Below are 23,639 nucleotides of genomic sequence, written 5' to 3'. Positions count from 1 at the left end.
CAACTGGCGCGAAACCTGACCCGGGAGCAAACGCCAATCAACGAACCAAACGCTCAGTGAGGGGGATACGGGTCATACCCGGCTCGATCTCCTGTGTGATGCGGGATGTTACGCGGCCGACGTCGAGGCCGCATCGAACGACAAGGCTCAGTGGGCGACGGCCGGGCCCACGCAGCCGGTCTCGAGGTAGTGGCCGCTGACCTCACCCGAGCCCCAACTCCAAGGCGATCGTCGGCACACGCTGCCCGGGGTGGCTGCGCGCGCCGAGCTTAACCATCACCTTTCGCCGGTACGCCTGACGGTACTTAGATACGTGAAGTGGGGACCACCCACCAGGATGGCCCCCAGTTCACACAAACTCCAGCTCTATCGCCGATTGGACGTCAAGCCCGGAATCAACGACGCGCCCACTCGATGTCCGAGTTACTCTGCGGACACCGTTGTGATTTCTCCGCCTGCGGCTGTCCACTCCGCCTCGTCGAAGCAGAGGGCCACCGTATGCGGATGGGGTGTTCCCTCCACGAAAACCCGCACGTTCCAGCTGCCCGGGCGGGGGAGCTTGACGTCCTCTTCTTCGAAATCTCCGACGCGAGTGATCGAAAGGAAGGACGACTGGAAGACCATGGTCCGATCAAGCACAAGTCGCCCGTTCGGCATGTCAGGCTCCCCTACGTAGACACGCGCCTCGACGTCGCCTACCGGGTCATTCCTCGCTGTGGCAAAAATGCTGCCGGGGAGGGAGACACTATCAACCTCGCCGCCAGAGCCGATGGGATAGTCCTCGGTCTCGTAGTCATGGAACGCTACCAATCCATGCTGTGTGGAAAGGCTGCGCGTGAATACCAGTCCGCTCACGCGGTCTCCTTCTACGAGGCGGCGTAGCCGCCATTCACTCGACGTACGTTGATCACTGTAACCAGGTAGGGGTCCCCAGCATGCCAGTGGGTTGGGTGCCGACACAGAGCAGAGAAAGGGGCGGAGCTCGGCCGCAAGGTCGGGGACCGCGGTGGGACTCGGAGCGGGTCAATACCTACCCGTCACGAGAGCCTGCAAGGTCAAGACGGCGATGCTTCACGACCACGATGTGTCAGCGTTCGCCGAAGAACATGCCGAGGCTCTCGAAGCCGACCTCCTGCGCCATTACGGCGTGGACCTGCCGGACTGGCACCGTGGGGCCGTGTCGTACCGCTGCCTCGCGGTCCTGGTGACGCACCTGCCACGCGACAGCGCGGTCAACCGCGACCTGCACGGCGAGGCGGTGGAGTGGGACGCATCCACCCATCTGCTGGCCGCGACGGTGGACCACCTGGCGGTGGCCAACTGGATGACGGCCACGATCAATTCGGGAGAGGGCTCCGACCCGCTGGATTATCCGGAGGGGGTGCCGCGGCCCAGCCAGGCCGAAGGTGCTTCACCAGACGAACCTGTAGGGAACGAGCAGGTCCCGGCTTATCCTCTGCCTACCCCCTTTCAGCTGCAGAGCTTCCTTTCCTGACCTTCAGGGCCGTACAGAAATCGAGTCCGAGGTACAGCACTGCCGCTCACGAAATTTTCCGGACGTCTCAGAAAATATTGTACAAAATCACATAGACCCAGAGTGCTTGCGGGATGAGGAAAAAACCCTCCAGGATCATCATGTTTCGGGTGGTGGACTTTTGATCTGGCGTTCCGTCCACCCATTGCGCCAGCTGCGCCCGATGGGGATTAAATGGATCGTAGACTATTTCAACGGCTTCGCCCGGCTCTATTGGCATGGAATAGTTCGGCCGAGTGTGATGAACATGCCTGAGGCCGTTGGTCGTGACGTACTTGATAGTCGATATCGACGCGTTCTCATCCCATGAAATTCTCACACAGGCTCCAGGAACAGTGATTCCTCGCTGCTTCAGGGTTCGGGATCGCCGACGGGGGGCTATCACAAATGCATAAAAGAAGGGCAGTGGCGCTGACAGGCCGAGGCCTATCACGAGAATGACACCCATTTGGGCGGTACACCTCTCCAAGCGGAGCCAAGGGTGAGGTCACGCTAGCACCTGAAATGAACGGATGCGGTGGCAGAGCAGGAAATCGCGTCGTTCCAGATGACTAGCTTTCTGTTCCTGATCCGGGGGGGGGCAAGCAGGAACGCCAGGACGAACGGCACCGGCGAGAACACGCCGAGGCCAAGAATGCTCAGAGTTAACATGACAGAAGCCCATCTGCTCGATATGCAGCAAGATCAACAGCGTATCAAGCGGAATTACGGATTGGGCATGGCACTATCCGCAGGGGCTTCCAGCCCAGACCCCGCCTGCGGCTACACGCTGGAGGCATATCTGCCCAGGTCTAGCCCATCATGGCCGTTATCGACTACGGACTCGGCGTCGCCGGCTGGGGTCAGCCGTACCAGGGGAGCGGCTGTTGTCGGCCAGTGGCGTCCCCCGATCAGTGCTCCAGCTCGTTCCACCAGGCGGCGACCTTCGGATCCACCCGATAGAGCATCTCGGATTTTCCGCTCTTTGGTCTTCTGCCGGCCCTGCCACTTTTCGGTGGGTCACCGCAAAGAACTCACGAGCGCCTTAAACCATGGTGTACTCCGCCTGCTCAAGAGCTCCCCAATATTACAGGGAGAACAGAACGATGAAGGGGAGCAGCATTACATGCAGGGTCACCATAAGCAGGATTCCGAAGCGCACATCGCCGCGCAGCTGCGACCTCCCGCCAAACAATTCCATTTCGGTCCGGGCTCTGCCATGCGGCGCCTTGGGGTCGTAAATTATCAAGACCTCCGCACCGTCCGATGAAATTCGACCATCCGCGAGAGGGCTCTTGTATGAGGCTCGATATCCGTCCAGAGTCTTGAATTTGAAGTACTCCGAGACCCTGCCCTCGCTCCAAGAAGCTCCAGTACAAACGGCTGGAACGGAGATTCCCGCCCTCCGAAGCCTGCGTTCCACGAGGAATGGGTAGACAACGAACGGTATTACGAATACCGCCAGCGCGAGGCCCATAATGAGTAAGTAGAGAAACAACATAAAGTGCGCAAGCGCCCAGTTCAGCATCGAAGCCCCTCAGAAACCGATAGAAAATACATCGCAAAGCATCACAAGCGGATGGAGCGCCTTTCTCGTGCAGCGTCTGTACGGACAGTTCACCGGAAGGCCCTGTGTACCAGGGCGGGTTTCGCCTGACGGCCGGACGGGCTTAGCCCTGCCGCCATCACGTACTCCGACTCCACTCGCACGCCCGCTCGGACGGCTCTCACACGCCTGCTGACAAGCGCCCACCCGGGAGTTCGTGAATATGCGATTCCGTGGGGTGACACCCACAGCCAGAAGCCTGCGCTCCGCCCACGGATTCTGTTGAGCCACATGCAGGGGCGCGACGGCCGCACTCCGCCTGAGGGCAGCCATGACTTGAACTCCCGCCGACCGACGATGAGCTGCCTGTCTGTCAGACCCGGCGGCAGAGCCGACGGCAGTCTGGACCGCGGGCCGGGCGGTGGAACTTCCGGATCACCAGCGGTCCACAGGAATGCTTGTGCCGGCCCGTCGGTGACGTGAGAGGGCGCCGTCACCGGTACGGGCGGTGTGGCCTGCCGCGAGGGGCAGGCCACACCGCCTGGCGTTTCAGCGGGGAGGGGCTAAGTGCTCATCGGTTCCAGTAGTTGGTGCCGCCGGCGAGGGTGCCGTCGCCGTTGCCCTGGTAGACGGTGAACTTCTGCTGGTTGTTCCAGAGGCTGCCGAGGTCGGTCTTGCCGTCGCCGTTGAAGTCTCCGCCCAGGATGGCCTGGACGCTCTTCCAGCTCTTGTCGGGCCACATGGACACGCCGTCGCTCAGGCCGCCCTTGCCGTTGCCGTAGCGCACCAGTGCGCCGGCGCCGTCGGTGATGACGACGTCGTCGCGGCCGTCGCCGTTGAAGTCGCCGGTGGTGAGCTTGGAGGCGATCTTCCAGGAGGGGTCCTTCCACATGCTCTGCGAGTCGCCGAGCACGCTGTCGCCGTTGGCGGGGTAGGCGTACAGGTCGCCGGTGGACCAGACGGTGAGCAGGCCGTCGCGGCCGGAGGTGTCCGGCTTGAACCGGGCGATCTGGAGCATGCCGTTCCAGTTCGTCTTGGTGTCCGTCCACATGAGCTTGCCGTCGGTCAGCGTGCCGTCCGGCTTCCCAGCGAACACACGGAGGCGGCCGTCGTTCCAGACGGAGGCGATGTCCATCTGGCCGTCGCCGTTGAAGTCACCGGCCACGATCTTGGTGGCAGCCTTCCAGCTGCCGTCGGGCCAAAGCTGGCGCCCGTACTCGAAGGTGCCGTCGTCCCGGGCGGCGAAGGTGTGCAGGGTGCCGTCCTTGAGGACCACCGCCAGGTCGCTGCGCCCGTCGTTGTTGAAGTCACCGGCCGTCATCACCGTGGTGACATCCGGGAGCAGCTTGGCCAGCTGCGGCCGGACCAGCGTGGTGTTGCCAATGGGCTGGATGAAGGTGCCCAGGCCGTCGACACGGGTGTCCAGGGCACTGGTGCGGGTCTCGGCCGGGTCGGTGCCCAGGCAGCCGCCCTGCCAGGAGCGGCTGTTGACCGCGGCCAGTTCCGGGGTGCCGTTGACGTTCCGCACTGCGGGCGCGCCGGCGTCGCCCTGGCACAGCACCGCCGCATCCGACCCGTTCAACCCGATCGAACCGCCCTCGACCGAGGCGACCGTGAAGGTGCCCGAGTGCGGCTTGTTCGGGACCCACTCCGACTTCGTCCGCCCAAAGCCCACCGACTGCAACTGCTCACCGGCCACCGGAGCCGACGTACTGAGCTTGATGGGCCTGGCGCCGGCGATCGGCCAGGCCAGGCGCACCAGCGCCACATCACGGTCCTGATGCACATTCACCTGCACGGCCTCCACCGTGCTGCCGGACGCCGCACCGACGTCGGGACGGCCGACCGTGACCGTCGTCCGCACCGCAGGCTTGCCCGACTTCGCCGGCTGACCACCCTCAGCGAAACACGACGCCGCCGTCATCACCCACTGCGCCTCGACCAGCGCGCCCGAACAGCCCTGCTTGTCACCGAAGTTCAGCTTGACCGTGTAGCCGAGGTCGCTGTCCTTGGCATCGGCGCCTGACAAGGCACCGGCAGGCGTGACGGACAAGAGACCCGTGGCTGTGGTGAGAGCGAACAGGCCAGTGAGCCACGCGGTGCGTGAACTCTTTCCAGACATGGTGGTCCTTATGAATGGGTGCGGTGGTGCAAAGCAGGCCCCAAGGTCGCGAGCGGCCTTTGTTGGTGGGGCGTCACGCTGATGCGTCGCGGTTGTCAATGGGTTGCTGATTTGCTGCAGTGTGCAGCGCTGCAGATTGGTGAACAGGCCCGTGTGGCAAGCCTGTTGATAAGCCGTGGTGGAGATGGATTGCCGGTGGTGGCTGGGTCAGCCGACGCGGAGCTCGATGAGGGAGGCGGGCACCCTCTCGGCAGTTGCCTCGCCGTAGCCGGTGAAGGTATTGGCCGGCGCGTTGATGACGGTGATGTCTCCGTCGGGGTCCTTGATGGTGGTCTTCACCGGGTCGGCCTTGGTCCAGATGCCGTAGGCCTTGGCGAGTTCCAGCGCGACGTAGCCCCGTTTGGCTTTGACGGCGAAGCAGTAGTCCTTCTGCCCCGTCTTGCTGATGACCTTGATGCCCTCGGTGCCGTCGCAGGCGGTCAAGACGATGTGCCCGTCGCCGCGCTTGAGTGTGATCCCCTTTTCGGCCTGAATCTTTGCAGCGTCCGGGTAGTTGAAGTCCTCGATCGTGGAGGGCATCTCGTCGCTGGCAGCTGCTGCAGGAGTGGTGCTTCCGGTCACCGCGTGTGCCGCTCCGAGGGCTGTAGCGGTCACCGCGAACGCAGAGGCCAGGCCAGTCATCAGCAGCTTGCGGACACGGGATATAGCCATGAGGGGCCTTTCGCAATCAGGGTCGGGACATAAAGGTCCCATCAAGTCCCGGAGAGCTAACCACATTTGCAGCCTGCCTTCACACCGGCCTGCCTGTGACAGGTATCTCAGAAGAATTGGCAGATGTCGTACAACCCTCCTCTCCTTGCCGTATTGGGCGCCGTACTCGGCTCTGTGTCTGCGTGTTCGTCAGATGCTGGTGTGGATAGTCCTGTACGCCCCCAGGACTGGACCGCTTAAGGCCCGCTGTACGATCGTCCGGCTCGGTCCGGATCGAATGCGTCGGCACTACTGTCGCGCTGACACTGCAGGAAAGTGCTCGTGTGTGCGCCTGGGTAACTCGGCTGTTCTTCCGCCGATCCCTGCGACGGGCCGGGCCATAGTTTCGATGTGCAGTCAGAAAAATGGGGGCCCGCCGAATGAAACGGCGTATACCGTCCCGGTCTCTTGGCTTGGGAACACTTCAACGATTTTCGGCACGCAGACGCGTGCTCAGAACAGTGCTGGCAACTGGCCTGCTGTCGGGACTTCTTGGGGCACCGAACGCGTTTGCCGCCGATGCGCCCGCAGTGCCGGCCGATGCGCGCGGTCAGATTGTGAGTTACTGGCAGCACGGCGGGGATGACCTGAAGGAGGCTGCGGAAAAAGCCCTGCTGGGCGGCGACGATGAGATCCGCAAGTTCCTGCAGGACGCTCCGTCCATCCAGTACGACGACAACCGTGTCGACGCCGCCCGGCTGGCGATGACCGGTGGGCCTGAGGTAAGGCAGGCCGCCCAGGCTGCGATGCTCAAGTCGCCCGGTGAGCTGGAGAGGTTCCTGCTCGACGGTTTTGAGGACGCGCAGGATGAGGACGCCAAGGTCGACATCGCCCGGATGGTCACCCTCGGTGGCTCCAGCGTGCGCGACGCCGGCAAGGAAGCCCTGCAGGGCACGGCGGAAGACCGTGAGCGTTTCCTGCAGTCGGGACAGTACGAGGCGCGTCAGGAGGACAACAAGGTCGATGTCGCCCGCATGACGAACACGGGCGGCCCGAATGTGAAGGCGGCCGCGATTGTCGCTCTGCAGGGCACGCCCGAGGACATTGCCGAGTTCCTGGAGGTCGGACAGTTCGTCGCCCGCAACCGGGACCAGGAGTACGCCTCTGTTGCCCAGCTGACCGAGCAGGCCAAGGAAGCGGGCAAGCAGGCCGAGGACGCCACCAAGCAGGCGGAGGCGGACTCCAAGAAGGCGATCGAGGCCTCCAACTTGGCCAAGGCGGCCGCGAAGAAGGCCGCCGCCGAGATGCAGGACACCAAGACCGACTCCAAGAAGGCGGCGGTCAAGGCGAAGGAGGCCGCCAACGCTGCCCGGGCTGCGGCCCAGGCATCACAGGAGGCCATCGGATCGGCGAACGCCGCCAACCGTGCCGCCCGCAGGGCGGCACTCGCCGCCTCCCAGACGGCTGCTGCCGCCGCGGGGGCTGCTGACGCGGCGAACAAGGCCTACAACGCGGCCATCGCCGCGGGCGCCAACGCCGACGAGGCGGACAACGCACGCAAGTCCGCCGGCGGCGCGAGGTTCGCGGCACAGCTCGCGACCGCCTCCGCCACAGCCGCCCACCACGCGGGACTGGCTTCCGCCGCCGCGAAGATTGCCTCGAGCGCGGCCAAGAGCGCTGCCTCGAACTCCAACGACGCCGCTGATTCGGCGGACGCGGCCAACAACTACGCGGACGCCGCCGGAGTGCACTCCTCCGAGGCCCGCCAGGCCGCGACCGAGGCCCGCCGGCATGCGAACGCCGCCAACGCTGCGGCCGACCGCTCCGCCGCTTACGCCGACCGCGCGGCGGCGGCCGCCTTCGCCGCCCGCGACTGCGCGAACTCGGCTGCCGCACACGCCAACAGGGCAGCCGACTTCGCGGACGAGGCAGCCCAGCACGCGGGAGACTCCGCCACCTACGCGGACCGTGCCAAAAAAGGTGCCGATGCCGCCAAGGAGGCAGCGGAGACAGCTGGTACGGCAGTGGCCAAGGCCAAGGAGATCTTCGCCCTCGCCCGCGAGGGGGAGGCAGTCGACCTGCAGACCCGCACCGAGGGCGCCATCGAGCAGGCCCGGTCGCTGAAGTCCAACGGCGAGGCCCACATCGCCGCTTCCGCCTCGGCCCAGGTGGAGGCCCTGTCCCTGAACGACACCGCCGCCACCCTGGCCCAGACGGCCGCCCGGCCCGACGTGGACGTCAAGGCCACCGCGGCCAAGGGCCGCGAGCTCGCCATGCAGGCACTCAAGATGCGGGGCCCCTGGCACCAGGAGGCTGCCGCCCGCGCGCTGTCCGGAACCGACCAGGACGTCCTGGACTACCTGCGCACCCGCTGGAAAGAAGCCAGCCAGCACGACATCCGCGAAAACGTCGTCCGCCTGAGCACCCAGAGTCCCTACGCCGCCGTGCGCACGGCGGCCACCGAGGCTCTCAAGGGCGCACCCGAACAGATTCAGGGCTTCTACACCAGCGGCCAGTACACCGTCGCCGTCGACGAGATGAAGGTCGACGTCGCACGGCTCACCAACACCGGCGGGCCCAGCGTCGCCGAGGCTGCCAAGAAGGCCCTTGCCGATGGCAGCGGCAAGGCACTGGCCACGTTCCTGCAAGCCACCCAGTACAGCGAGCGGATCACTGACGACAAGGTCACTGCCGCCCGGCTGACCAACACCGGCGGGCCCGAGGTCAAGGCAGCCGCCAAGATCGCACTGGCCGGCCCGCCCGACCTGCTCCACGCCTTCGTCACCACCGGCCAGTACATGGCCCAGCGCAAGGATGATCTGGCAGCCAACCACATCCATCTCGTCGAGCGCCTCCTCGCCGAGGGCCAGCAGGTCGCCGCCAAGGCCATGGAGAACCGCTGGCGCGCCGCCGAAGCCGCTGCCAAGGCCAAGGCAGCCGCGGCCGACGCCGACGTCGCCGCGGCCGAGGCGAAGAAGTCCGCCGCAGCCGCCGCCGGTTACGCGGCCGACGCCAACGCGTCCGCCAATGCTGCCGCCGCCTCGGCAGCCGACGCGGCCAAGTCGGCCGCCACAGCACGCAATGCCGCCAACCGGGCGGAACAGGACGCCACCGCCGCGGAGAACTCCGCAGCCGACGCGGAGTTCTCCGCCGCCTACGCCCGCCAGTCCGCCCAGAAAGCCAATGCCGCCAAGGCAGAGGCCCTGCAGTCCGCCCTCGCCGCCGGCAAGAGCCGCGACGAAGCCGAGGCCGCGTCCACGGGCGCCTGGCAATCAGTCTTCGACCTCCGCGAGAAGGAGGCAAAGGAGGCCCTCCGCCAGGAAATGGAGGACCGCCAGCGGGAGCAGGACGGCAAGAAGCCCAAGCGGGTGTGCATCCCGTACGCCAGCCGGGACAGCCTGCTGCCGATCATGCCGTGCCTCGCCCACCCCGAAGATTCCGAACTTCGGGTGTGGGAAGACGAACCCGTCCTGCGGAACCTCATCTGGGAGCTCTCCGGCCTCAACGACATCAAGGAGTGCATCAAGAACCCCACCGCACTCGGCTGCACCATGGCCGTCGCGGGTGTCCTGCCCCAGGGCAAGGTGAAGCTCCTCGGCAAGATCGAAGACGGCATCGAGGCCTTCAAGGACTACCGAAAGACCCAGCGCTCCGTCGGCTGCCTCGTGGGCGCGGCCACACACAGCTTCCTCGCCGGCACCAAGGTCCTCATGGCCGACGGCACCGGTCGATCCATCGAACAGATTCAACCGGGCGACCGTGTCACCGCCACCGACCCCACCACCGGGGAGACCGGCCCCCGCACCGTCACCCGCACCATTCACACTCCTGACGACCGGAACTTCACCGACGTCACCCTCACCGACGGCTCCACTCTCACCTCCACCAGCCATCACCCCTTCTGGTCCGACAAGGACCGGGGCTGGAAGAACGCCGCTGACCTGACGGACGGCGACTCCCTCCGCACCTCAGAGGGCAAGACCACCGCGGTCGTCAACACGCGCGACTGGCAGGGTCTCAGTGACGCCTACGACCTCACCGTCGACGGCGTCCACACCTACTACGTCTCCACCGGCACCACCAACGTCCTCGTCCACAACAACGACGAAGGCTGCCCCATCTGGGTGGGTAAAACCTTCGACGAGCTCCGCCCTTACCTCAAGACCGGTGACAAGACCCAGGGGGCACTGAGAGACGCAAACGGCAAACGCATCGCCGGCCTGGGCGGAAAGTACGATGACCTCCTGAGCGGGGAAGACGATCTCTATGCGGTAGCGAACGAGTACCTGCGCACCTCGCCTTCCCCTCTTTACGGAGGGAAGCCTGCTGGTGTCAAGTTCAATATCGCCACGCATGTGGAGACGAAGTATGCCGCGCTGATGAAGCAGAACGGAATTGACCACGCTACTGTTGTGATCAATAACAGTAACGGCGTCTGCAGCAACCGGATGAACTGCACCAACGCTGTCGAATCAATCCTCTCCAAGGGGTCCTCGCTCACGGTGTACTATCCTGGTGCTCAGAACCCAGTTGTAATTCTCGGAAAGCGGTGAACGTGATTCTCGTAGCTCATTTCTTCGGCGAGTACCGCTGCGCGGACGGCCCATCGGAGATGTCTGCAGTCATCGACGCCTTCCTTGCAGGCCCCCCGGGGCGGAGCGACCTTCCTCCGGGATCCGCGTCCGAATGCGAAACGGCCTTCTTCGGTTTCGCGGAAACCGAGATCCCCGCAGGCGTCGACCCGGCTTGGTGGGAAGGATATCCAGACAATAGCCTGCTCGTGACGGTTAATTTCGAGAACAGGTATGGCGGGCTTGCCTGGATGGTAAACACTGGGCGAGCCGAGCAAATCAACAAAAAGACAAACAGTGACATGGCGGACTGGCCATGGGTATCTGACAGTCAGAGTCCGCCGGACTTCGATCCAAAAATTCTGATCGACCCGGAAGGCCCCTCCTATCACGACATAAGAAATGCTCTTCCAGGATCTCAGGTTCGAGCGGCAATTGAAGAATTCTGTCGCATGGGGTCAGGGGAGCGGCCCACCTGCATCCAGTGGGTCAAGGGGCAGGAAACCGGCGAGCGGATGGAAGATAGTGCCGCCTAGAGGTACAGCCTTCAAAAGCCCTCCTCTCTAGTCCCGATCGTGACGGTCCGCCAGTTGAACTGGCGGACCGTCACGGCTTTTTCGGAAAATTCTATAGTCGGGTGCGTCGAGGCGAGGGTCTCCGTAGCGGGTCCTTAAATCGGAAGAGAGCGCCGTGCTGGTGTGACTTCCGAGAACGTTGCAGGCTGTTCTCGCCATCCTCTACAAGGATCAAACCCTATGGGTGCACTGCCCCGGGTTGGAGAAGGGCATTCCGCTCAAGGGTACGGCTAAGAGGAAGTAGGGACGATAGCCTCATGATGGTTCTTGGCACCACGCACGAAGGTCCCGTCTACGCCAGGACCGACGGTCAGGTCGATGCGCTCATCGACCACATCATGAACGACCTGCCGCAAGGATCCACCACCCCTGACGGGTATGCTGTCATGCCCGAGAAGGCAGTGGTCAGTATCGTCAAAGGGAAATATCCTGAGGAGACTGACGAGAGGTGGGCAAGAAACTTCCTCTACGTCACCGTGAACACCCGGAACGGATATGGGGCGCTGAGATGGTGGACGCCGGACACGCCTGAAGGGGCCGACGAAGATCACGTTTCCAGGTTCATCTGGACGTCCGGAAATCCCACCCCCCCATCGTTCGATCCCAAGCTGATCTTCGATCCAGGAACGCCCAGTTACTACCCGCCTGAGGCTGCCATCCCTGTAGCGCAAGTCCGCGACGCCGTCGAAGAATTCTGCAGAGCTCGCACGGGGGAACGCCCGGAATGTGTCCCATGGCTACTGCTGGACCAAACCGTGTAACGCGCTGAAGCTGATCATGGGAAGGGTGCCTCACGCCGCGCAGGCGTGAGGCACCCTTCAGGGGCATCTGCGTCCAGCCCCGATCTCTTGTGACAGCCCGCAAGCTGGATGGGCGGTCCGTCACGCTGTTTGCAGTAAAGCCTCCGACGGCTAAAGCCTTGCAAAGCTAGGGAATCACGCAATTTTCTCCCCATGTAGTGCGGTATTGCCCGGCAACCGGTGACGTGATCCCGGATCCCGAGAATTCTGCAGGGAAGGTATAAGTGTGATTCTTGTGGCCCGTTTCTTCGGCAGGTTTCACTACGCCGAGTCGGCAGAGGAAATGAGAGAAGTGGTCGAACGCTTCCTGTCTGGTTTTCCCGCAGAGACCGTGCAGGCGCCCGGGTTCGAGCTGGACTGTGAAACTGCATCATTCGGTTTCATGGAGAGCGCTCCTGGCGAAGGTGCCTCCGTCCAGTGGCCGGACAACAGCCTGGAAGTCACAGTCAATTTCAGCAATGGGCATGGTGGGCTCGTCTGGTATGTTGACGCCAACCGTGCTTCTGAAATCAACGAGAAGACCCAGAGCGATATGGCCGACTGGGCCTGGGTATCCGACAATCCGGAGCCTGTGGCATTCGGCCCCGAGATCTTGATCGACGTGCACGTCCCCTATTATCACGATTCGCGCAACGCTCTCCCTGTGAGTCGTATTCGTGCGGCTCTGCAAGAGTTCTGCCGCGCGGGTAGTGGCGCCCGGCCGGAATCCGTCCATTGGGTGAAGGGGCAGCCCACAGGTGAGCGCGACGAAGGTTAGCGCCTGATCCTAGGAGGCCAAGGCCTATATTGGCGTGGTGGGTTGCTCTCCTCGGTTGAGAGGAACCCACCACGTTGCTTTGTTAGCAAAGGGCCATCCCATTCGGGCCGCTGCGGTTGGATCAGGCTGCATTTCGCAGAAAGTAGTCACCGTGATTCTGTTAGGGCCTTTCCGAAGGTTTAGCGTGCGCGATGGCGGCGAGTTCGCCGTCCGGCGAAGTCGGCGCTTCGGCGCAGTTCTGCCCGATCACACGGTTGATACCTTCGCCGACTGGCTCAGCCAGCACCGGCATATCATTACGGTCTGACGAGACTGCGGGGGGATTCTTCGCCGAGGGAGTTGATCAGGGGGTGGCCGGCCCGGGATCTCGAAGGCCGCGGGCAGTTGGCATCTTGCCGTTCGGAACGTATTCGGGCCCGGCTCTTTCTTTGGCCGATTACGACTACGGTCTGTGCATCCGGTAGGGCTGGACGTCTGCCAGAGGGCGCCGACCCTCCTTTCGTGCGGTGGATGCCCGCCGGGTTTTCAGGGCGAGTGACGAAGCAGTTGTTGATCTTGTTCGCTGCCTCGTGCTAGTTTGCGATGAGTTTATAGGTCTTTGGTTATTGGGGGCTTGGTGTGCTTGCTAGTTTTCTGACCGGGTTAGCGTGGATTGTTCTCGCTGTGGCACTGGCCATTTCCAATACGCGTTCCTATCGACGGAGCGTTCTGATGTCGGCTCGCTGTGAGAGTGTGACGCGCGAGCCGGGCGGCAAGTACAGGCACCTACTGCGCAGGAAAACCGTCGGTCGTGAAAGCAAAAGGGTCCTGCTTCGCACAGGCAAGAACGCAAGGCTCAGGGTGGGGGACGAGGTCTATATATCCTATGACCCGGCCCCTGCGAATGCGCACCTGGTCTATGTGGGAAAATCCTATCCACGCTTTACGCACGGCAGGGCCGTGCTCCTGTTCCTGGCGCTGGGCCTAGCATGCTGGTTTTTTGCCGCCCTCGCCTGACGGCGAGATCATATTTTGCTTCGACAGGGGGTTCAGGTGGTGACGCTTGCTCTTTCCGGTGCTCTTTCGCTGGGGCGCTGGTGGATCTTCGCAGGAGGTGTGGCTTGGATTTTGTGCGCGGTAGGGCTGGCCATTTCGGATCTCTATTCCTATCGGAGGAGGGTTAGCACGCGCGCGCGGTGTATCGCCGTGGAACGTGAATCCGGAGGGATCGTCAGACACACGCTGGAACGGATCCCGGTCGGCGACGAGAGAAAGCTCGCGTCGCTGCGCACCAAGGGCGAATCCGTCAGGGTGAACAAGGTGCTGACCATTTCCTACGACCCAAGGCAACCGCACGAGGTCTTCGTGGCAGAAAGTCATCCGCGGATCGCGAGGCTGCGGGGAGAGATCCTGGTCGCGGGAATCGGCGGCGTACAGATTCTCTATGTATTGATCAGGTGGGGCCTTTCCTGAGGGCGTCCGTAGCGGGATGGCTCAATACTGGGAAGGTTATTCAGAAGTCCGTGGGCCATGAGGATTTCGGGATCACGAGAGCAACGCAATCATGTCTCGCCGCTGCGTGGGCGCCCTCGTGGAGCAGTACTCGGCTGCGCACGAGGCCACGGGGATCGCGCCTCTTCCCCCGGCCTGCGACAACAGTTCTGAATAACCTTCAGGCATCCTCTGGAGGCGAGAGGGTTTCGGCGGGATCGAGGTACGGCGCGTCCCGAGCGCGGAGGCCCATCGGCCGCTCCGTCAAGGATCCTGTTGGAGCGGCTGCGTGCGTTCGTCTCCCGGGTCTCCGATCTGCCCAGGCCTTCGGCGGGACGCGTCGGTTCGGTGGTCGAGCCGCCAGGTGGTGCCTCGTGTTGGGGCTGGGGTCATGGGCGCCGTCGGTTGACGAGCTTGACGGAGGTGAGAATGACGCCGCCGATGGCGAACAGCCCGGCGATGCCCGCGATGACGGGGAGGATCGTGGGGCGCTCGTGCAGGACGTAGCCAGCGAAGAGCGCGACGAGGACGAGCAGGTTGGCCAGCATGGCCTGGACGAGGCGCCGCAGGGAGGCCTTCGCTCTATGCCCAGTGGACCACAGCGATTTCCCAGCTCACCGTCGACCACATCGAGGAGACCGACGGAGCCGTCCACATCCGCCTCGGCGCCGTCGCCATCGACCATCCCGCACCCGTCGCTGAACTGGCCCTCTAACAAGTCGCGGTCCGCTGAAGCCATACCGTACTCGCCCGCACAGACTCACCCTGAGCAAGCATTCCGAGACGCCGACTGGGACGGTCTTCCACACCCGGACACCGGTGCTGAGGGGGTCCTGATCTCCGCGCTGTCGACCGACTTTGGCTTCCACGTCTTCCTCAGCTGCAGCCCGCGGACACCCGGTTGGAGCATGGTGGTGCACGACCGGGACGAAGGCGGTACTGGCAAAACCCCATGGGCTTCGCCGAGTGGCTCCGCCGGCACCTCATCGGCGAGGAGGTCATCCATCCCAACGGGACGTATTTCTACCCGGGCCCGGTGGAGCTCCGGCACTTGCCCATGAGCCCGGAGGACCGCCCAGTCCCGTGGCACGGCCCTGACCGCGGGATGTGACCTCGGTCGAGGCGCGCCTGGATGCCAGTTCCCTGACCACCAGGCCGCCGGGTGATGTCACTCTGGCGGCAGCCGTCCCGCGATGTCCGTAGCCAGCCGATACACGTCCAGCGCCTCGTCACTGTCCCCGTCGCCGGCCTCGGCGAAATGCATCAGCAGCCGCACCGCCTCCCGCGCCTCCACCATCGTGATTGGGGGCTCGCGCGGGGCGTCGGAATGCGTGCCGGTCACGGGAGCAGCGAAGTCATCCATGGGCAGTCAACTCCCCAACGCCCGCCAGAGTAACGGTCGTTGACCAGCTTTGCCCGGGCGCCTCAGGACGGGGCAGTCACTCGTCCTCCAATGCTTCATGGTGCTCGGCGACGACTGCCCGGAGCTCCTCGAAGCCGCCGCCGGCAAGGATCTGCCACTGCGTGTCGTCCCCACTGTCCAGCGCCCGTTCGCTGCTGAAACGGACGAGATCAGGACGAGGTACGAGACCGCTGCGCAGCCACAGCGCGAAGTGCGCGGCCTCTGCGCTGGTCGCGCCCACCAGGGTGATCACGGCACTGTTCTCGACCGGAGTGCTGGCAACACCCTCCACCCACATCTCCGGCTGCACTTCGACCTCGAAGTCCACGACGGAGTTCCCGCGGAGACCACTGTTGCGGTACTTCGTGAACGCCTCGGGAAATGCCGCCGTGAGGGCGTGAACGAACCCCTCGACCGTCATCTGCCAGGCGGCGGCATCGTCAACGGGCGGATGGAAAAGGAACGTGGACCGGATGTCGTCTGCTGCACTCAAGTCTTGCTGCTTCCTCATGGCACGTACCGCGCTGACCCGGTAAGGCTGTTCATGGCCATCATGCTCTGCCAGTACCCCTCGCGGCATTGCGATCGTTCGTCACGATCTCCCCTGACCCCGGCACAGTCGCACCCTTGACCTGCTGCTTTGATCTGTGCCATGACCAGCAGACAGGATCCCAAGACAGCACCGCCCGGCCGATTCCCCATGGGCACCTTCCTCGGGGGGCTGTCCCTGGGCTGCTGGTTCTGCTGTCTTACCTGGCTGCTGGCCCTACCACTTGCCACCGCCGGGCTCGCCGTGAGCGCTCGCGCTTTCCTGTTGGCTCGACGGGAAGGAGTCGGCGCGGGCCGTGCAGGTGTCGACCTGGCCCTGTGCGGCGCCGGTTTCATTGCAGGACTCGCCTACTGGATCTACTACATCAACAACCCGGACCGCCCCATCTGGGACTGACGCCTGCACGTGCCCGGGAGGACAGGAGCTCGACGGAAACCGCCCCACCACCAGCTGCTGGCTCATGACACGGACCCTGACACGGCGGATTCGCCGCGCGGTGTTGCCCGACACGCTTCATGAGCACGACGGCGTCACTGTCGCTGAAGAGGTGCAGGACTGACTGATTCCCAATGCCGTCTGTCAAGCCGCGAGTGCGTTGGGTGGTGAGAGCTCGTAGCGTCGCCCGTCGCGGAGGAGGGCCCACAGGACGTTGACGCGGCGACGGGCAAGGGCGAGCACGGCCTGGGTATGGCGCTTGCCTTCGGCTCGTTTGCGTTCGTAGAACCGGCGCGACTCCTCGCAGTGCCGGATGCTGAACAGCGCCGAGGTGTAGAAGACCCGTTGGAGGCGCCGGTTGTATCGCTGGGGGCGGCGGAGGTTGCCGCTGATCTTGCCGGAGTCGCGAGGCACCGGGGCGACGCCGCCGAAGCCGGCGAGGCGGTCGGCGGTGCCGAAGACGGTCATGTCGCCGCCGGTGGCGGCCAGGAACTCGGCGCCGAGGATGATGCCCAGGCCGGGCATGCTGGTGATCACCTGTGCGCCGTGAGGCGCTTCGTTGTATCCCCGACGCAGTTGGGAGGAACTCAGAGGAATGTTCTTGGGTCGCCTGGCTTACCTGGACGCGAAAGCGCGAGGGGACAATAGCATGCCAGGAAAGTGGTGGTCATCTGGAGGCGTTCAGGATGAGGTGCTGCAAGGCCCGCACGATATGGCCAAGGCTGAATTGCTTGAAGTCCAATCCCCGAATGGTGTCAACCGCTACGCCCGTCGGAACAACGCCTGTTACCGGCACCGTGCCATGTCCAGGCATCGAAGTGAGGCCCGGACAACCTCTGTGGCACGGGATTTCGTCCAACGAGGACGGACAAGGGGATGAGTGGGCGGCCTACGTCGTGCTCGATACGTACAACGAAGACGTACCACGGGATCGCCTAAAGGGCGCGAGCCCCACGGTGACGGAGCACCCGTAGTAGTCGCGGGAGTAACGACCCGCCATGGAGCCCGGGAAAGCCGGTGCACAGGGCAAAGGGGTGTAGGTGAACGAGGCGTTCAGCGAAGGGAGGTATGCGTAATGCAAAGCGCCGAAACGGTGCTGAACGTCATTCGGGAACGTGGCAGGCGTGGCCTGCCATTGGAGAGGCTCTACAGGCAGCTGTTCAACCCGCAGTTGTTCCTTGTGGCCTACGGGCGTATCTACTCGAACCGAGGGTCGATGACGCCGGGGACCACTGGGGAAACCGTGGACGGCATGTCACTGACCAAAATCGAGACGATCATCGAGCTCCTGCGCTCGGAGACGTATCGCTGGTCACCGGCCAAGCGGGTCTACATTCCCAAGAAAGTGGGGAGGCGTCCGCTAGGTCTGCCGACGGTCACGGCATAGTGCCGGTTTGTCCAGGCCGTCTTTGGGTTTTGTGACGGTGACGCATCCGTTCCACGCGATGGTGGGCGAGCGTCTGGAGATTCTGTACGCCAAGCGCCGGGGTGGTGCGCTGGTGTTCGTGTGCGCGTACGGGGTGGCCCGGACGGTGACGCTGCCGCAGGCGTGGACGGATCGTGGGGAGGTGCCGTTGGACCACCGGCTCTCGGTTGAACAGCTCTGTGCTGCCCGGGAGTTGGCGGATGCGCTCGTCCGCCGGGGTGAGCGAGCGGTGGGCGGGGCATCGTGAAGGCGGCGGGGATGAGCCGGACGCGGTCCTTGATGGGGCCGGGGGTGCGGGCTGATGCCGCAGGTGGGTGCGTTGTGCGAGCAGGTGACGGTGCTGGCCAACATGATCGAGTCGGCGCTGGGCGGCGGTCATGAACGGGCTGTCGAAGATCACGACGTCGCATCGCTCCAGGACTGCGGCGATCTATCTGCGGCAGTCGACATACGTACAGGTCCGGGACAACACCGAGTCCACGCTGCGGCAGTACGACCTGGTGGAACGGGCTGTGGAGCTGGGCTGGGCCCGTGAGGACGTGCTCGTCATCGACGCGGACCTGGGCCGCTCGGCGAAGTTCGGATCCGAGCGCCTGGGGTTTCGGGACCTGGTCGCGCAGGTCTGCCTGGGCGAGGTGGGGGCGGTCTTCGGCTTGGAGGTGAGCCGGCTGGCCCGCTCCTCGGCGGACTTCGCCCGCCTGCTGGAGCTGGCCCGCCTGACCGACGCGCTGCTGGTGGACGCCGACGGCGTCTACGATCTCGCGGACATCAACGATCGTCTCCTGCTCGGCTTGAAGGGCAGCATGTCGGAGGCGGAGCTGCACATCCTCGCCGGCCGGCTGCACGGCGCGAAGCGGGCCGCGGCGGAGCGGGGCGAGCTGCGGTTCCCGCTGCCGGTCGGTTACGTCTACGACGACGAGGGCTGCTGCGTGATCGACCCGGACCAGGAGGTCCAGGCGGCGATCGCCGCCGTGTTCGCCGTGTTCCAGGAGCAGGGCTCGGCGTTCAAGGTGGTCGGCTCGTTCGTCGGGCGGCGCTTTCCGCTGCGTGCCTACGGCGGCATCTGGGCCGGTCAGCTGCGCTGGGGCAAGCTCACGCACTCGCGGGTGCTGGGGCTGTTGCGCAATCCGTGCTACGCAGGCGCCTACGTCTACGGCCGCTATCTCACGCGGCGCACCGTCCGCCCGGACGGCAGCGTCCACACCGGGATCGTGCTGCGGCCCCGCGCGCAGTGGCCGATCGTGCTGCACGGGCACCACGAGGGCTACATCAGCTGGGACGACTACCTGGCCAACGAGGCGAAACTCAAGGCGGACTGCACCCACGACGGGGCCCGTCCACCGCGCGAGGGCCTGGCCCTGTGCCAGGGGATCATGCTCTGCGGCTCGTGCGGACGCCCCATGACCACCCGGTACTACGAGTACCAGCAGGCGGCCTACGGCTGTTCGTCGTCGCGCGCCGATCACGAGGCCACCGCGACCTGCCGCTCGATCAGGGCCGACGCGGTCGATGAGCCGGTGGCCCGTCTGCTGCTCAGCGCGCTGTCCCCGGGCCAGATCGAGCGGGCCCTGGCCGCCGCCGACGAGGTCACCGTCCGGCACAGCCGTTCCCACCGGGCGGCCGAACTCGCCGTCGAGCGGGCCCGGTTCGACGCCCAGCGGGCCGAGCGCGCCTTCAATGCGGTCGAGCCGGAGAACCGGCTGGTCGCCCGAACGCTTGAGTCCCGCTGGGAGGCCCGGCTGGTCGCCCTGGCCGAGGCCGAGGCGGCACTCGCCCAGGTCCGCGAGGCCCGGCCGGCACTGCCGGACCGCGACGGACTGCGGGCACTCGCCGCCGATCTGCCCAGGCTGTGGTGGGCCGACACGACGAAGGACCGGGATCGCAAGCGGCTGCTGCGGACCTTGATCTCGGACGTCACGCTGTTGCCCGAGACGGACCGCTCCCGGGCCCGGATCGGGGTGCGCTGGCACACCGGCGCGACCGACGTTCTCGACATCCGCCGCCCCCACACCTCGGCCCAGGTCCGCAAGACCCCGGCTGCGGCACGGGAGTTGATCGCCCGGCTCAGCCCCACCCACAGCAACGCAGAGATCACCGCCGAGCTCGCCCGGGCCGGGCTGATGACCGGCACCGGACAGTGCTACACCGTCGCGGCCGTCAAGTGGGTCCGCTACACCTACCAGATCCCCGCTCCGTCCCCGTTCCAGGACGGCGAGGTCAGTGTCGACCAGGCCGCGGAGATCCTCGGCATCAGTGCGAACGCGGTCTACTACTGGCTCACCCACGGCCGACTGGCCGGTCGCAAAGAGCCTGGTGGACGATGGTGCATCCCCTGGGACGAGCAGGTCGAAGCCGCCTGCCGCAGCCAGATCGACGCCTCCGGCCACCTCATCCCGCACGACCTCGTCCCCCGCGAGATCCGACCGGGCGAGATCACCGTCCAGCAGGCCGCCGACCGGCTCGGCGTGGTCTGCCACGTCCTCTACTACTGGATCCGCATCGGCCGGCTCACCGCCCGCAAGGGCCCCGACACCCGCTGGTGCATCCCCTGGGACCAGGAGACCGAGACCGCCTGCCGCAACTGGCTCGCCCACCCCGAACAGTTCGTCCCGCAAGGGCCCGGCAGTCGCCCCTTGTCCGAGGGGCACGATGAGCTGAGCATCCAGCAGGCCGCGGCCCGCCTGGGCGCGCTGCCCGCAGCCATCGCCTACCAGATCCGGGCCGGACGCCTCGCCGCCCGCCACTTGCGCAACGGCCGCGTCGCCATCGCCTGGGACGACGACATCGAGGCCGACCTCCGCTGGCAGCTGGCGCAGCCCAAACACCCAGGCCCCACCGGCCCCGGCAGTCATCCGCTGCCTGCTGAGATCTCTGAAAACGGTGAGATCAGCGTCCAGGACGCGGCCGCTCGGCTCGGCATCCGGGCCGGCACGGTCTACCACTGGATCTACCAGGGCGACCTCACCGCCCACCGCGCCGCTGGCGGCCGCGTCAGCATCCCCTGGACCCCGGGCGTGGAGGCAGCATGCCGCCAACGGGCCTTGAACTGCAGGAAGTTCACACCCCAATCCCGAATGAGTACAGCAGGAGGGGCAGTATGAAGCCACCATGCCGCCGTGGTCGGACAAGCTGGTCGCCGAGGTCGTCCGGCTTCTGCTAGACGCTTACTACGACGTCCAGTTCTCCGATCACTCCCACGGCTTCCGTACCGGCCGGGGATGCCACACCGCTCTGCGGGAAGTGGCTAACACCTGGGCGGGAACACACTGGTTTGTTGAGGGCGATATCTCTGACTGCTTCGGCAGCCTGAACCACGAGGTCATGCTCGCAGTTCTAGGAGAGAACATCCACGACGGCCGGTTCCTGCGACTGATCCACCGGATGCTGAAGGCCGGGTATCTGGAGGACTGGCGGTGGAATGCCACCCTGAGTGGCGCTCCACAAGGCGGAGTTGCCTCGCCCGTGCTGTCCAACATCTACCTGGATCGCTTCGACCGGTTCATCGAAGAGCAGCTGGTCCCGGAATACAACCGTGGAAGGCTTCGTCGCCCCTATCCGCCTTACCGAGACATCGAGAACCGGATCGAAACGGCTCAACGACGTGGAGAACAGGAGTTGGCAAACGCGCTTCGACGCGAGCGCCGGACCCTGCCAAGTCGGGACCCTGCCGACCCAGGCTATCGACGCCTTCGGTATGTGCGTTACTGCGACGACTTCCTTCTGGGGTTCGCTGGTCCGAAGCATGAGGCCGAGGAGATCAAGTCGAGGGTCCGGTCGTTCCTCCGTAACGAACTCAGGCTGGAACTCTCGGAGTCGAAAACTCTGATCACTCACGCCGCCAGCCAGGCAGCGCGATTCCTCGGCTACGACATCAGGACTCAATACGCCGACACCAAAATTACCGCCGGAAGGAGGGCAGTCAACGGTGGGATTGGGCTCTACGTGCCGAAGGACGTCATCCGGGAACGGTGCGCCCGCTACATGAAGAAGGGAAGGCCCTGGCATCGCAGCATGCTCCTGCATGACGCCGACTTCACAATCGTCGGAAAATTCGGGGCAGAGTACCGGGGCATGGTTCAGTACTACCTGATGGCTCAGGACGTATTTCGCCTGAGCCGCCTGCGCTGGGTCATGGCAGTCTCACTGCTCAAAACTCTGGCCGCAAAACACAACTCCACCGTCAGCAAGATGGCGTACAGATACCAGACGACCATAAGTACGCCTGACGGACCGAGAAGGTGCTTCGAGGTCACAGTTGAGCGCGACAAGGACAGGAAGCCACTGGTCGCCCGCTTCGGCGGAATTCCCCTCAAATGGCAGCGAGTCACCCCGATTTCTGATCTCCAGCCAGCCACGGACTACCGGTACAACGAGCTGATACACCGGCTCCTTGCCGGACAGTGCGAGATGTGCGAGGCAACGGAAGGACTTCAGGTCCACCACATCCGGAAACTCGCAGATCTCAAACGACCAGGCCGACCGGAGCCAGGAGTGTGGGTCCACCTGATGGCACAACGCAAGCGCAAGACCCTCGTGGTCTGCGCGAACTGCCACCAAGAGATCCACGCAGGGAGGGCAACAACCTCCACCCGAAACCGATCACTGGAGAGCCGTGTACTGGGAAACTAGTCAGCACGGTTCGGGAAGGGGCCGTCGGAAAAGGACCCGAGCCACGGGCACCTCGTCGGCGGCCTACTTCACCGAAGGTGTGGTGGTCGCGAAACCGGTCTTCTATGTCCTTGTCGAGCTCTTTGGCCTGCTGGTTGTAGGCCATCACCTCCTTCGCCAGCGTGTGCACCAGCTGGGCGGCCAGCTTCTCCCCGGGGAGGCGGGTGTGCTGCCTTTCAGCGGCCTGGACGGCGATCGCAGCAAGCCGGTCAGGCCGCAGGACGTGTCGGTTTCGAAGCCACGTCTCCAGCCGCTTGGCACCGATCCGGCGGATGGCCGCAGGCGTCTGATAGCCGGTCAGCAAGGTGAGCGGGCCGGTGTTGGTGAAGTCGAAGGCCCGTTCCAGTGCGGGGAAGATGCCGGTGAGTTGGGCTCGCAGGCGGTTGACGGTGCGGGTGCGGTCGGCAACCAGGTCCATGCGACGGCTGGTGAGGAGTTTGAGGTCGGTGACGGTTTCGTTGCTGGTGCGTAAGGGATGCAGGTCACGTCGGATGCGGATCTGGTCGGCGATGACAGCGGCGTCCCTGGCATCGGTCTTGCCTTCTCCGCGGTAGCTCTCGGAGGCCGGTTGACGGCCCGGCCGGAGATGTAGTGCACCGGCTGGTCGTGGTCGAGGAGGATCGTGATGGCCAGGGAGGCGCCACCGTCGGCCAGGTCGATGCCCCAGGTCACCTCCTCGGCCAGGGCCAGGACGTCGGTGAGGAGTTCGAGGAGTTCGGGCTCGTCGTTCACGACGCGCCGTGAGAGCACTCGTCGGCCACTCCCGTCGATCGCCACACAGTGGTGGTGGGTCTTGCCTGCGTCGATGCCGGCCCAGATCTCGGCCATGTAGTGCCTCCACGTGTTGTTCTGCTGCTGCCTCCCACAGACGACCTCGCTGTCGACTCCCTACAGAGCGATCATTCGCAATTCCCAATTGGCAGCCGAGTCGTCGTGGGCGCCGGGCGGCCAATCAGTCAAAGCCACCAGTGGCAGAGCGTTTTAAGCCTCACCCGACGCCCTGGGTGGATGAACCATACGAAGGGCTCACCACGTCCCGCAGAACAACGTAGGGAGCGTTTGGTTCGTTGATTGGCGTTTGCTCCCGGGTCAGGTTTCGCGCCAGTTGAGGGTG

Annotated in this window: 17 protein-coding genes and 3 pseudogenes; 11 read left to right on the top strand and 9 right to left on the bottom strand. The window is 64.7% G+C overall.

Annotation, left to right across the window (positions count from 1 at the left end):
- Positions 1 to 423: 423 nt before the first annotated feature.
- On the bottom strand, positions 424 to 855 hold the full coding sequence (locus tag ABD346_RS36095; protein WP_344380545.1) for a hypothetical protein: 432 nt from the start codon (positions 853 to 855) through the stop codon (positions 424 to 426).
- Positions 856 to 1,066: 211 nt separating this feature from the next.
- Between ABD346_RS36095 and ABD346_RS36090 the strand changes: the two genes are divergently transcribed.
- Entirely contained in the window at positions 1,067 to 1,495 is a 429-nt protein-coding gene (locus tag ABD346_RS36090; protein ID WP_344380544.1) for a hypothetical protein, read from the top strand.
- Positions 1,496 to 1,562: 67 nt separating this feature from the next.
- Here ABD346_RS36090 and ABD346_RS36085 read toward each other — a convergent pair whose 3' ends face one another.
- The 3 genes from ABD346_RS36085 to ABD346_RS36075 form a co-directional block, all read right to left on the bottom strand.
- Positions 1,563 to 1,982: a DUF3592 domain-containing protein gene (locus ABD346_RS36085; protein WP_344380543.1), complete on the bottom strand. Its 420-nt coding sequence runs from the start codon at positions 1,980 to 1,982 to the stop codon at positions 1,563 to 1,565.
- 1,648 nt (positions 1,983 to 3,630) lie between these two features.
- Positions 3,631 to 5,088, bottom strand: coding sequence for an FG-GAP-like repeat-containing protein (locus ABD346_RS36080; RefSeq protein ID WP_344380542.1), 1,458 nt, complete (start codon positions 5,086 to 5,088; stop codon positions 3,631 to 3,633).
- 300 nt (positions 5,089 to 5,388) lie between these two features.
- Positions 5,389 to 5,892 carry a hypothetical protein gene (locus tag ABD346_RS36075; RefSeq protein WP_344380541.1) on the bottom strand — a complete coding sequence of 168 codons (504 nt, stop codon included), beginning with the start codon at positions 5,890 to 5,892 and terminating at the stop codon, positions 5,389 to 5,391.
- 404 nt (positions 5,893 to 6,296) lie between these two features.
- Between ABD346_RS36075 and ABD346_RS36070 the strand changes: the two genes are divergently transcribed.
- From ABD346_RS36070 to ABD346_RS36050, 5 genes are all read left to right on the top strand, one after another.
- Complete coding sequence (locus tag ABD346_RS36070; RefSeq protein WP_344380540.1) at positions 6,297 to 10,424, top strand: DddA-like double-stranded DNA deaminase toxin; 4,128 nt, start codon at positions 6,297 to 6,299, stop codon at positions 10,422 to 10,424.
- Positions 10,421 to 10,978: an Imm1 family immunity protein gene (locus ABD346_RS36065; protein WP_344380539.1), complete on the top strand. Its 558-nt coding sequence runs from the start codon at positions 10,421 to 10,423 to the stop codon at positions 10,976 to 10,978. The genes ABD346_RS36070 and ABD346_RS36065 overlap by 4 nt, the downstream gene beginning before the upstream one ends.
- A 296-nt stretch (positions 10,979 to 11,274) precedes the next feature.
- A complete protein-coding gene (locus tag ABD346_RS36060; RefSeq protein WP_344380538.1) occupies positions 11,275 to 11,778 on the top strand; it encodes an Imm1 family immunity protein in 504 nt (167 codons plus the stop codon).
- 265 nt (positions 11,779 to 12,043) lie between these two features.
- Positions 12,044 to 12,574: an Imm1 family immunity protein gene (locus tag ABD346_RS36055; protein WP_344380537.1), complete on the top strand. Its 531-nt coding sequence runs from the start codon at positions 12,044 to 12,046 to the stop codon at positions 12,572 to 12,574.
- A gap of 1,032 nt (positions 12,575 to 13,606) precedes the next feature.
- Positions 13,607 to 14,026 (top strand): hypothetical protein, encoded by a 420-nt coding sequence (locus ABD346_RS36050; protein WP_344380536.1) that lies wholly within the window; start codon positions 13,607 to 13,609, stop codon positions 14,024 to 14,026.
- A gap of 407 nt (positions 14,027 to 14,433) precedes the next feature.
- Here the strand turns inward: ABD346_RS36050 and ABD346_RS36045 are convergent, their stop codons facing one another.
- From ABD346_RS36045 to ABD346_RS36035, 3 genes are all read right to left on the bottom strand, one after another.
- Positions 14,434 to 14,592, bottom strand: a complete 159-nt coding sequence (locus ABD346_RS36045) for a hypothetical protein (protein ID WP_344380535.1) — start codon at positions 14,590 to 14,592, stop codon at positions 14,434 to 14,436.
- 620 nt (positions 14,593 to 15,212) lie between these two features.
- Positions 15,213 to 15,407: a hypothetical protein gene (locus ABD346_RS36040; protein WP_344380534.1), complete on the bottom strand. Its 195-nt coding sequence runs from the start codon at positions 15,405 to 15,407 to the stop codon at positions 15,213 to 15,215.
- 76 nt (positions 15,408 to 15,483) lie between these two features.
- Positions 15,484 to 15,939 carry a hypothetical protein gene (locus ABD346_RS36035; protein ID WP_344380533.1) on the bottom strand — a complete coding sequence of 152 codons (456 nt, stop codon included), beginning with the start codon at positions 15,937 to 15,939 and terminating at the stop codon, positions 15,484 to 15,486.
- 159 nt (positions 15,940 to 16,098) lie between these two features.
- Here ABD346_RS36035 and ABD346_RS36030 point away from each other — a divergent pair, with 159 nt between their 5' ends.
- On the top strand, positions 16,099 to 16,392 hold the full coding sequence (locus ABD346_RS36030) for a hypothetical protein (RefSeq protein WP_344380532.1): 294 nt from the start codon (positions 16,099 to 16,101) through the stop codon (positions 16,390 to 16,392).
- A gap of 183 nt (positions 16,393 to 16,575) precedes the next feature.
- Here the strand turns inward: ABD346_RS36030 and ABD346_RS36025 are convergent.
- Positions 16,576 to 16,974, bottom strand: a pseudogene (locus ABD346_RS36025) (transposase); the annotation flags it as partial.
- A 532-nt stretch (positions 16,975 to 17,506) separates the two neighbouring features.
- Between ABD346_RS36025 and ABD346_RS36020 the strand changes: the two are divergent.
- The 4 genes and pseudogenes from ABD346_RS36020 to ABD346_RS36005 all read left to right on the top strand — a co-directional run.
- A pseudogene (locus tag ABD346_RS36020) lies at positions 17,507 to 17,806 on the top strand (reverse transcriptase/maturase family protein); the annotation flags it as partial.
- 49 nt (positions 17,807 to 17,855) lie between these two features.
- Positions 17,856 to 18,104 (top strand): DUF5372 family protein, encoded by a 249-nt coding sequence (locus tag ABD346_RS36015; protein ID WP_344380531.1) that lies wholly within the window; start codon positions 17,856 to 17,858, stop codon positions 18,102 to 18,104.
- 130 nt (positions 18,105 to 18,234) lie between these two features.
- Positions 18,235 to 20,958 (top strand): helix-turn-helix domain-containing protein, encoded by a 2,724-nt coding sequence (locus tag ABD346_RS36010; RefSeq protein ID WP_344380530.1) that lies wholly within the window; start codon positions 18,235 to 18,237, stop codon positions 20,956 to 20,958.
- A gap of 7 nt (positions 20,959 to 20,965) precedes the next feature.
- Positions 20,966 to 22,486, top strand: a complete 1,521-nt coding sequence (locus tag ABD346_RS36005; RefSeq protein WP_344380529.1) for a reverse transcriptase domain-containing protein — start codon at positions 20,966 to 20,968, stop codon at positions 22,484 to 22,486.
- Between the two features lie 82 nt (positions 22,487 to 22,568).
- Here ABD346_RS36005 and ABD346_RS36000 read toward each other — a convergent pair.
- Positions 22,569 to 23,353 (bottom strand): annotated as a pseudogene (locus ABD346_RS36000) (IS110 family transposase); the annotation flags it as partial.
- Positions 23,354 to 23,639 lie beyond the last annotated feature (286 nt).

Source organism: Streptomyces mauvecolor, from assembly GCF_039532965.1.
Classification (GTDB): Bacteria; Actinomycetota; Actinomycetes; order Streptomycetales; family Streptomycetaceae; genus Streptomyces; species Streptomyces violascens.
The sequence above is the reverse complement of the archived record's forward strand: the minus strand, read 5'-3'. Positions and strand labels throughout refer to the sequence as shown.